Origin of the sequence: Pseudomonas sp. MWU16-30322 (assembly GCF_020515535.1) — a bacterium.
Taxonomy (GTDB): Bacteria; Pseudomonadota; Gammaproteobacteria; order Pseudomonadales; family Pseudomonadaceae; genus Aquipseudomonas; species Aquipseudomonas fluorescens_H.
Map to the genome: position 1 here is coordinate 162,981 of NZ_JAIWYL010000005.1, position 9,110 is coordinate 172,090.

A 9,110-nucleotide genomic window follows, 5' to 3' on the forward strand; every position below is an offset into this window, starting at 1 on the left:
CCATGAAAGAGCAACTGCGCAGCGACGTGATCGAACGCCTGAAAACCGATTACGGGCTCAAGCAACGGGCAAATGCTGACTACATGCGCGGCGGCACCTGCCCCAAGTGCCGTCAGAAAACGCTATACACCCGTTTCGATGCTCCGTGGTTGGTGATCTGCGGTAGACCGGAAAAATGCGCGCACACCCTGCACGTGAAAGAGCTGTACGAAGACCTGTTCGAAGACTGGAGCAAGCGCGCACCGGCCACTGACCAACACCCCAACGCAACAGCTCGTGCCTACCTGGAATTCGCCCGAGGCTTTCGCATCGAGCTGATCCAGGGCTGGTTCACCCAGGAAAGCTTTTACTCCCCGGACCACAACGCCGGCAGCGCCACCGTGCGCTTTGCACTGGCGAAAGGCGGCTGGTGGGAACGCCTGATCGATCGGCCGCACCGCTTCGGCAAGATGAAAGCTCGGTTCAAATCCAAGGACAGCTATCGCGGCGTCTGGTGGTGCCCGCCGTGCGTGGACCTGTTGGGAGCGAAAGAAGTCTGGATTGTCGAGGGCATCTTTGACGCGATCGCCCTGGTACACAACGACATTGTCGCGGTGTCGGCCATGTCCTCGAATGCCTTCCCTGAAGAATCACTGCGAGCCCTCGCCCGTGACCGCGACGGCAAGTTGCCCAAGCTGGTCTGGGCGCTCGACAACGAGTCGGGCGCCCACGCCTACACCAAACGCTGGGCGAAGCAGGCGCGAGCGCTGGGGTTCGTCTGTGAGGCGGCGCAGATCCCTCTGCGTGACGGCCGCAAGACCGACTGGAACGATCTGCATCAGCGCTGGAGTTTCATCGAAGACGAGAGCCAACGCGCCGACCAGATCGCGGCTGATCTGAAACAGGCGCGTCACCTGGGCGCCCTGCTGCTTGCCGAAAGCGCGGCCGAAAAAGCGTTGCTGATGTACGACTGGAACAAGCGTGGTGAATTCCACTTGGGCTTCGGCAGTCGCCTGTACTGGTTCAAGTTGGACATGGAGAAATTCAACCGGGCGATGCAGGACATCGAGGACAGCGAGAACCACGACGACCAGTTGCTCAACCAAGCACAACAACGCGAGAAAGCGCTGCAGCAATCGGGCAGCGTGGTCGAGATTGCCAACTGCTACCCGCAAGCCCTGTATTTCCAGCGCAATGAAGTGACGGACGAGTCCTGGTATTACCTGCGCGTCGATTTCCCGCACGACTCCGAAAGCGTGAAGAACACCTTCACCAGCGGGCAGTTGTCAGCGGCCAGTGAATTCAAAAAACGCCTGCTCGGGATGGCAGCCGGCGCCATGTATACCGGCAGCGGTCAGCAGCTGGACAAGCTGATGAAGGACCAACTGTTCGGCATCAAAACCGTGTCGACGATCGACTACGTGGGCTACAGCAAGGAATACGGCTGCTACGTCTACGGCGACCTGGCGATCAAGGACGGCACGACCTACAAGGTCAACAGCGAGGACTATTTCGAGTTCGGCAAGCTGCGTCTGAAGACGCTGCAAAAAGGCGTCCCAATCAAACTACAGCGAGATGGCAAGGACTTCAATGAAGCCTGGCTGCCGCTGCTGTGGACCTGCTTCGGTGCCCAGGGCCTGGTGGCACTGGTGTTCTTTTTCGGCTCGCTCTTCTGTGAGCAGATCCGCAGCCGCTACCAGTCGTTTCCCTTTCTGGAGGCCACGGGCGAGGCTGGCGCCGGCAAGACCACCCTCCTCAATCTGCTGTGGAAACTGCTCGGCCGTGAAGGCTACGAAGGCTTCGACCCAATGAAGTCGACGAAAGCTGGTCGCTCGCGGTTGATGGGCCAGGTGTCGGGCATGCCGGTGGTGTTCCTTGAAGCCGATCGGCACGGCGATGATCGATCGCACGCCAAGACCTTCGAATGGGACGAGCTGAAAGACTTCTACGGCGGCGGCACGCTGGCCACCAAAGGCGTGAAGACCGCCGGCAACGAAACCTACGAGCCACCATTTCGCGGCACGATCGCCATCAGCCAGAACGCGGCCGTGGTCGCTCATGAGGCGATCATGACCCGGATCGTCAAGCTGCATTTCATCCGGCCGACAGTGACGCCGCAAAGCCGCGCTGCAGCGGACAAGCTGAACGCCTTGGACGGCAGCACGCTGAGCCACTTCCTGATTCGGGCCGTCGGTAAGGAATCAGCTGTGCTCGAGCTGTTCGCCCAACGCATGCCCGAACACGAAGCCAGGCTGCGCCGCCTGCACACCCACTGCTTTGCCTGCGGTACGGAGTATCCCAACGAACAAGGCAACTGCAGCAGCTGTGGATACGACTTGCGTGGGTACATCCGCGTCGAGCGGATCAGCAAGAACCATGCGCAGCTGCTGTCGCTGCTCGATGCCCTGCGCCTGGTCCTGAAACTGGACGAACCCCAGGTTGCCGCCACTCAGCGCCAGATCGTGCGCATGGCCATCGAGCGCCAGGCTTCGATCAGCTCCGACCATCCGGCGGTGGCCGAGTTTTGGGAGGTGTACGACTACCTGCAATCGCTCAGCGAAGACCCGGTGGTCGACCACAGCAGCGACCCGAACGTCATCGCGATCAACCTCAACGAATTCAGCGAACGCGCCGCCGAACACAAACAGAAGCTGGCCGACGTGGCGACCCTGCGCGACCTGCTCAAAGAATCCCGCTCGCACAAATTTCTGGACGCCAACAAGGCCGTGCACAGCGCGGTACGTGCGGCGCTGAACGCCAAAACCCCACTGGCGCCGGGCCGTCCGACGACGGTCAAGTGCTGGATCTTCAAAGCGTAAAAGGAGGCTACACCGATGCAAGTTCAAGTGTTTATGGGCAATGCCGGCGACGGCAAAACCAACAAACTGCAGGCCGTTCAGGATCGACTGGAGTTTGTCGGCGAAAGCGCGCCGATCATCCAGGCCGGTGCCTATGGCGAAGAAGGTTTGCTGCAGATCCTGGAAGTCCGCGCCGCCGGTGGCCAGCGCGAAATCCTGGTCGACGACTGCAGCCGGCAACAGATTTTGAAGGTTCTGGAATGGCAGTCCTGTGCCGAACACCTGCCGGACTTTGACGGCCTGGTGGTTCACCTGGCCCGCAAGGACTGACCTTTGAAAAACAGTGTCGAGGAGTTGCAGCTCCTCGACACCCGACCACTACAGAGGACTCAAACATGCAAGTACAGAACCTAAGCAGCAGCGGCACGCAGGCTACCACACCAGCGCGCCACCTGGTGGCCACCGCGCTGATCGGCGCGGCCGTCATCGGCTACCTGGTGCACAAAACCCCGGAATCACGCACGCGCCTGGAAAGCCTCAGCCAGATGGCCCGTACCCTAGGCGAGTTGAGCGCAACGGATGCAGCGGTGGTCACTCGGCTGCTCGCCATTCCCGCAACACAGGGTGACTCACGCCATGTCTAACGACCCAGCAATCTCCGCGCGGCGCTTTCCCTGGAACCTGGACCACACCAGCGTGTGCGACCTGTGCGGCAAGTGGCGGGTGCAAGGCAACCACGCCAAGTGCAGCCGGCAGCGCCAGTTGCTCAATGCCCACCGGCGCCATCACCCGCCCAAGCGATAACCGCGTCCACTAGAAGATGCGCCTGCAGATACTTGGCCCGGAAACGGGCCTTTTTGTTTCCGATCGTCAGACTGTCGAAATACGAGTACAGCGTTAGGGGTTTACATGAGTGGCGTCGAAGCTCGCGGCAATTCCGTGAGAATCTACTTTCAATACAACGGGGAGAAATGCCGGGAATCGATTCCCGGAGGCAACACGCCGGCCACCGTGGCCCAGGCCAAACGCCTGCTCGGCATCATCGATTACGAAATCCAGACCGGCACCTTTGATTACGCCCGGCACTTTCCCAACTCCTCGAGGCTGGTCGAAAACACCTTTGGCCACTATCTGGACCTGTGGTTGAAGATCAAGGCCAACAGCGTCGCGGCTTCAAGCTACCGAGGTTACGCCAACAAGGCCGAAGTGCATGTGCGGCCACGCTGGGGCAAGGTCCAGATCAACCAGATCGATCACCTCGACCTGCAGGTGTGGATTCAGGACACGCTGTCGAAGACCCTGAAGAACAAGACCATCCGCGACATCATCAGCAACGTGCGCCAGGTGTTTCGCTTGTACCGCACCAGGATGAAGGTCGCGCACGATCCGACCGAAGGGCTGATGGTGCGCCTGCCCGATCCGGAAGCCCCGGACCCGTTCACCCGCGCGGAAATCAAACAGATCCTCGACACCCCCACCCACCGCACCCATGAACTGCTGATGGTGCAGTTCATGTTATGGGCCGGCCCGCGTGTGTCGGAGACGATCGCCCTGGCCTGGGAAGATGTGGATCTCGCGCAAGGCACGGTGACCTTTCGCCGCTCCAAGGTGCGCGGCGCCTACCGGGTGACCAAAACCCGCCGATCAACGCGCCGGGTGCGTTTGCTGGCCCCGGCGTGGGACGCCCTGCGCAGGATCGATGCGCTAACGCGCAAACGCAAGGCGGAGACCGTAGAGATCGTCGAGCGGGACAACAAGACAGTGCGGCCGCACAAGCTGCACTTCGTGTTCCTCAACAGCAAAACCGGTCTACCGCACGCCAACGATTTTGTAGTGCGCGATCGTTTCTTCAAGGCGCATTTGCTCGCCGCGGGTGTGCGTTATCGGGGGCCGGGTCAATGCCGGCACACCTACGCCAGCCAGTTACTGACCACCGGCGTGGCGTCGATCGACTGGATCGCCGAACAGATGGGCCACACCAACGGCAACATGATCCGCCAGCACTACGGGACATGGATCAATGAAGACGGACCGGACGTGGTGGGCATGCTGCAACTGGCCCTGAAGCTGTCACCGGTTACAGCTCTACACTGAATCCACTCAAGCCCACACTGTCGGCGAAACGCCCCACGGCGGTCAGGCTGGCCCAGGTGCGCAGCGACTCACGCCGCGAGCGCACCGGCACCCAGCGCGCGCCGCTGCCGCCCAAACGAATCGATAGGCCCCAATCGGGACCACCGTTGATCCTGGCCACCAGGCATTCGCGCACGGCGTGTTGTTCGACCAGGGCGCGCAACACCTCTTCGTGAATGCCTTCGCCGATCACTGTTCGTGCTCCTGACGCCGCGCCGTGGCGGCGGCCTCAAAAATCTTGTACAAACCTTCGATACTCGCCGCGTTCAGCACCTTGACCGTCTCCAGCCCCAGCACAAAACCTTCGGCGCGGTCACTGGCGCGAAACAGATCGTCCGCCGTGTGCGCCAGCTCAATTTGGTGCAGCAGTTTCAGGGTTTGCACCTCCACCGCGTTCGGCAGGTGCAGTGCCGCCAATGTGTCGGCCATGGTCACTCCCATTTCCAAACATTGGCATTGGCCGACGGCGCAGGCGTCAGCTCGAATGGCCCGATATTGATCAGCAGCCAACCGCCGCCCGGCTCATTACAGCCATCGATCAGTTGCCCTTGCAACTGGTGCCCGTCAGGCAGGATTACCCGCAGCAGGTTAGCCGCCTTGGGTCCTTGCAGATATTGCCGCAGTTCAATGCGGGCGCGTCCAGTACCGGCATCGCTTAAACGCACGGGACATTCGTACGTCGTCAGCTCGACCGGTGCCAGCCCCAGATAATGGGCGATCACCACAACGGTGGCCAAGCCTTCATAGACATCAGGCATGCAAGGTGTTCCCTGTTCGAGTAAATGGCGATGCCGGCATTAACCAGGCAGTCAGGCAATGGTAGACCAGCCCCGGGGGGACTGGTTTCCGCGCCGACACAAAAAGGCCCCCACACCGGGGCCAGGTGTGGGGGCCGATTGAACATAGGCTGGAATTCAATGTATCGGTCATCACGCCCGTGATCGACCACAACCATCCAAAAAGTCTCACTTAGAAAGAAGGGCAATTTGCCCTTATCAACTTTAGCTGAGCAACTCAGCATGGCGGTTGGTCGGTTGTGTTCCTTGGATGTGCCGGTCTGGCTGCCATCTGGCTGGCCTTTGCTGATACCATGCGATCTGTCTCAGACAAAACATAACTGAGCAGATTTTGTTGCTTGGCTTTATCGCCAAGCACAAAAAACCCCGTCCCGCGAGGGACAGGGTCTGGCGTTGTTGTAGGGGGAAGACTTGCCGGTACTAGCCCTACAACGACTAAACCGATGCCATAGGCAGTGGTCGTGAGCGAAGTGTGGGCTATCGGGTATAGTATTACAATACCGTAATAGCTGTTGCCGGATAGCTGGCACTCGCTCTCGTCGCTCTTGCCTTGGCGTTCTTTTAAGGAATCAGCCATGAGCGAGTCAAAAAAACGCCGTGTTCGGCGTCGCACACCGCAGCACCTAAGGACAGTCCACGTCAGCGCCTATAGCCGCAATCGCTTTGGGCACCGGGAGAGCGTGTGTGAGCATTATCGTAGCCCCCCTTGGACCCAGTTGATATTTGAGTTCTAGGTGGTAGAGGGGTAGGAAACTACCCCTTCCCCACGGAGAGCCAAGACTTTGATCGTCCGTTTTTCCCCAAAAAATGGGTTGCGTGTCCATCAGTGGACCACTGCTGTCTAACAGCGTGATTCCCTACTACTGTCGCAGCCGCATAATCGCATCTGTAATTGCTTTTGCGTTTGCATCCAGGGTTTCCAAAGCCCCGACAGCATTATCCGCAACAGTCCCTACGCCATTAGCTGCAAGCCATGCGGTGACCTCCTCTATTGCGGCCGCCAAGGCATGTTGGTTATGCAGAAGCAATGTCAGAGCATCTGCCGCGGCAACGTTTGATTGTGAGTCAGATGGCATGGAAGTCGTCCTTGAGGGTGGGCTCGAAAAAGCCTAGCTCATCGCTTCGGCGGCGAAGGTCATTTAACCATTCGGCGGTCTCTATTTACGCACCAAAACAGTGCCCCAGTCCCATCTCAGTCCCATATGGCCTTTTTTCAGGCACCAAAAACCACAAACCCCCGACTTTCTCTAGGAAAATCAGGGGTTTGCGTTTACTGAATATGGCGGTGAAGGAGAGATTCGAACTCTCGATACAGTTTCCTGTATACACACTTTCCAGGCGTGCTCCTTAAGCCACTCGGACACTTCACCGTATCTCTTCAAACATGTTCTGTCTGTCGAGGCGCGCTAATGTAGTCGAAAGCTTTTCTGATGGCAAACTTTTTTTCAGAATTTTCATGCGGTTAAGACAAAAAGGCGTTTCGCCCCACCTTGGGCGATGGCAAACCGGCCAATCTCTGGTGACGGCCACCCTTCTATATAGAAGCAGAACGGTGTGCTACGCCGGGCGCGGCCGGAAACGGTGACCGGCGAGTCAGTCACAGCGCTTTACCTGGCCTACGGCGGTGGGTAACGTCTGCCCATCTTTCTTACAAGGAATAGCGTCATGAGTGAGTTGATTGCCTACCACCTCGAAGACGGTATCGCGACCCTGACCTTGAACAACGGCAAGGTCAATGCCATTTCCCCGGACGTGATTGCGGCGTTCAACGCGGCGCTGGATCAGGCGGTGACTGATCGTGCCATTGTGATCATTACCGGTCAGCCGGGGATTCTGTCTGGCGGCTATGACTTGAAGGTGATGACCGCCGGCCCTAAAGAAGCCGTGGCACTGGTGACCGCTGGTTCGACCCTCGCCCGTCGCCTGCTCTCCCACCCGTTCCCGGTGATCGTGGCCTGCCCGGGCCATGCCGTTGCCAAGGGCGCATTCATTCTGTTGTCCGCCGACTACCGCATTGGTGTCGATGGCCCGTTCAGCATCGGTCTGAACGAAGTGCAGATCGGCATGACCATGCACCACGCCGGCATCGAGCTGGCGCGTGATCGCCTGCGTCGTTCGGCGTTCCACCGTTCGGTGATCAACGGCGAGATGTTTGATCCCAAGAGCGCAGTGGATGCCGGCTTCCTCGACAAAGTGGTGTCTGCCGAAGAGCTGCAAGGCGCTGCGCTGGCGGCGGCGCGTCAGTTGAAGAAAATCAACATGAACGCGCACAAGAACACCAAGCTCAAAGTGCGCAAGGCGCTGCTTGAAGCCCTCGACAACGCGATCATCCAGGATCAGGAGCACCTGGGCTGAGCCCACGCTTCCCGAGCCGAAGAAAAGCCCGACCGTCGTGTCGGGCTTTTTCTTGCGTGTTCGGTTGACCATCCGCCGACAGCTCTAGGACGCGTCTGACGATCAACTCGGAAACATGCGCTTAAACATCGCCTATCTCCGGACTCTATAGCAGCAATTGCCCAAAACAGTGCACATCCGTACACTGCGCCACCTTTTGTCCAGGCAGGCCCTGAAAATGCTGTTTTTGTTGCGTATGTTGTTGATGGGCTTGCACTTTGTCCTGGCCGGTGTGCTCGGAGTGATCCTTGGTCTGTGCCGTCCCTTCAACCCGGACAACAGTCGTCTCTGCGCCCGCCTCTACGCGCTTCCAGCCATGTGCATTTTGCGCTTGCGGGTAAAGGCCGACGTCGGCCCGTTGATGAACAAGCCCGACAGCTGCGTGATCGTCGCCAATCATCAGTCCAACTACGACCTGTTCGTGTTCGGCAACGTGGTACCGCGCCGGACCGTGTGCATCGGCAAGAAAAGCCTGAAATGGGTGCCGCTGTTCGGGCAACTGTTTTGGCTCGCGGGCAATGTGTTGATCGATCGTGGGAACGCGCACAAGGCGCGCAAGTCGATGCTTACCACGACCCACACCCTGCAACACGAGGACACCTCGATCTGGGTATTCCCGGAAGGCACGCGCAACCTCGGCGAAGAACTGCTGCCGTTCAAGAAAGGCGCGTTCCAGATGGCGATCGCCGCAGGAGTGCCGATCGTGCCGGTGTGCGTCAGCAGCTACATCAAGCACATGCGCCTGAACAGCTGGCGCAGCGGGAAAATCCTCATACGCTCGCTGCCGGCGATTCCTACAGCAGGACTGACCATGGATGACATGCCCATGCTTATGAGCCAGTGCCGCGAACAGATGCGTGAATGCATCGCCGCAATGGATCAGCAGCTGCAAGCTGCGTAAAAAACAAACCCGCCTCGTGCGGGTTTTCTTTTGCCGGGTGAACTGTACAGATTTCACTGACTCTCAAGCAGCGACACGGCTAAGCTGAAGCCTTGTATTCCCTGCCAT

11 protein-coding genes and 1 tRNA gene are annotated in these 9,110 nt (G+C 59.1%); 7 read left to right on the plus strand and 5 right to left on the minus strand.

Annotation, left to right across the window (positions count from 1 at the left end):
* Positions 1-2 precede the first annotated feature (2 nt).
* From LCH64_RS11820 to LCH64_RS11840, 5 genes are all read left to right on the plus strand, one after another.
* The gene (locus LCH64_RS11820) at positions 3-2,798 is read left to right on the plus strand and encodes a toprim domain-containing protein (RefSeq protein ID WP_226500355.1); all 2,796 of its coding nucleotides are present in this window, start codon (positions 3-5) and stop codon (positions 2,796-2,798) included.
* Between the two features lie 15 nt (positions 2,799-2,813).
* On the plus strand, positions 2,814-3,107 hold the full coding sequence (locus tag LCH64_RS11825; protein ID WP_226500356.1) for a hypothetical protein: 294 nt from the start codon (positions 2,814-2,816) through the stop codon (positions 3,105-3,107).
* Between the two features lie 65 nt (positions 3,108-3,172).
* Positions 3,173-3,421: a hypothetical protein gene (locus LCH64_RS11830; RefSeq protein ID WP_086794754.1), complete on the plus strand. Its 249-nt coding sequence runs from the start codon at positions 3,173-3,175 to the stop codon at positions 3,419-3,421.
* A complete protein-coding gene (locus tag LCH64_RS11835) occupies positions 3,414-3,581 on the plus strand; it encodes a hypothetical protein (protein ID WP_226500357.1) in 168 nt (55 codons plus the stop codon). The genes LCH64_RS11830 and LCH64_RS11835 overlap by 8 nt, the downstream gene beginning before the upstream one ends.
* Before the next feature lie 105 nt (positions 3,582-3,686).
* Positions 3,687-4,871, plus strand: coding sequence for a DUF3596 domain-containing protein (locus LCH64_RS11840; protein ID WP_226500358.1), 1,185 nt, complete (start codon positions 3,687-3,689; stop codon positions 4,869-4,871).
* Here the strand turns inward: LCH64_RS11840 and LCH64_RS11845 are convergent.
* The 5 genes from LCH64_RS11845 to LCH64_RS11865 all read right to left on the minus strand — a co-directional run bounded on the left by LCH64_RS11845 (position 4,855) and on the right by LCH64_RS11865 (position 7,077).
* Positions 4,855-5,103 carry a hypothetical protein gene (locus LCH64_RS11845; RefSeq protein ID WP_226500359.1) on the minus strand — a complete coding sequence of 83 codons (249 nt, stop codon included), beginning with the start codon at positions 5,101-5,103 and terminating at the stop codon, positions 4,855-4,857. The genes LCH64_RS11840 and LCH64_RS11845 overlap by 17 nt on opposite strands.
* Positions 5,100-5,339 carry a hypothetical protein gene (locus tag LCH64_RS11850; protein WP_226500360.1) on the minus strand — a complete coding sequence of 80 codons (240 nt, stop codon included), beginning with the start codon at positions 5,337-5,339 and terminating at the stop codon, positions 5,100-5,102. Before LCH64_RS11850 ends, LCH64_RS11845 begins: the two co-directional genes overlap by 4 nt.
* 2 nt (positions 5,340-5,341) lie before the next feature.
* Positions 5,342-5,668 carry a hypothetical protein gene (locus LCH64_RS11855; protein ID WP_226500361.1) on the minus strand — a complete coding sequence of 109 codons (327 nt, stop codon included), beginning with the start codon at positions 5,666-5,668 and terminating at the stop codon, positions 5,342-5,344.
* A gap of 899 nt (positions 5,669-6,567) precedes the next feature.
* A complete protein-coding gene (locus LCH64_RS11860; protein WP_226500362.1) occupies positions 6,568-6,783 on the minus strand; it encodes a hypothetical protein in 216 nt (71 codons plus the stop codon).
* Positions 6,784-6,987: 204 nt separating this feature from the next.
* Positions 6,988-7,077: transfer RNA gene (locus tag LCH64_RS11865), tRNA-Ser, on the minus strand.
* A 295-nt stretch (positions 7,078-7,372) separates the two neighbouring features.
* On the opposite strand from LCH64_RS11865, the gene LCH64_RS11870 reads away from it, so the two are divergent.
* On the plus strand, positions 7,373-8,062 hold the full coding sequence (locus tag LCH64_RS11870) for a crotonase/enoyl-CoA hydratase family protein (RefSeq protein ID WP_103521258.1): 690 nt from the start codon (positions 7,373-7,375) through the stop codon (positions 8,060-8,062).
* A gap of 217 nt (positions 8,063-8,279) precedes the next feature.
* A complete protein-coding gene (locus LCH64_RS11875) occupies positions 8,280-9,002 on the plus strand; it encodes a 1-acylglycerol-3-phosphate O-acyltransferase (protein ID WP_003223239.1) in 723 nt (240 codons plus the stop codon).
* Positions 9,003-9,110 lie beyond the last annotated feature (108 nt).

Excerpts from the sequence above, each read along its gene's own strand:
- LCH64_RS11820 (WP_226500355.1), top strand. The coding sequence starts at position 3 with ATGAAAGAGCAACTGCGCAGCGACGTGATCGAACGCCTGAAAACCGAT.
- LCH64_RS11825 (WP_226500356.1), top strand. The coding sequence starts at position 2,814 with ATGCAAGTTCAAGTGTTTATGGGCAATGCCGGCGACGGCAAAACCAAC.
- LCH64_RS11830 (WP_086794754.1), top strand. The coding sequence starts at position 3,173 with ATGCAAGTACAGAACCTAAGCAGCAGCGGCACGCAGGCTACCACACCA.
- LCH64_RS11835 (WP_226500357.1), top strand. The coding sequence starts at position 3,414 with ATGTCTAACGACCCAGCAATCTCCGCGCGGCGCTTTCCCTGGAACCTG.
- LCH64_RS11840 (WP_226500358.1), top strand. The coding sequence starts at position 3,687 with ATGAGTGGCGTCGAAGCTCGCGGCAATTCCGTGAGAATCTACTTTCAA.
- LCH64_RS11850 (WP_226500360.1), bottom strand. The coding sequence starts at position 5,339 with ATGGCCGACACATTGGCGGCACTGCACCTGCCGAACGCGGTGGAGGTG.
- LCH64_RS11855 (WP_226500361.1), bottom strand. The coding sequence starts at position 5,668 with ATGCCTGATGTCTATGAAGGCTTGGCCACCGTTGTGGTGATCGCCCAT.
- LCH64_RS11860 (WP_226500362.1), bottom strand. The coding sequence starts at position 6,783 with ATGCCATCTGACTCACAATCAAACGTTGCCGCGGCAGATGCTCTGACA.
- LCH64_RS11870 (WP_103521258.1), top strand. The coding sequence starts at position 7,373 with ATGAGTGAGTTGATTGCCTACCACCTCGAAGACGGTATCGCGACCCTG.
- LCH64_RS11875 (WP_003223239.1), top strand. The coding sequence starts at position 8,280 with ATGCTGTTTTTGTTGCGTATGTTGTTGATGGGCTTGCACTTTGTCCTG.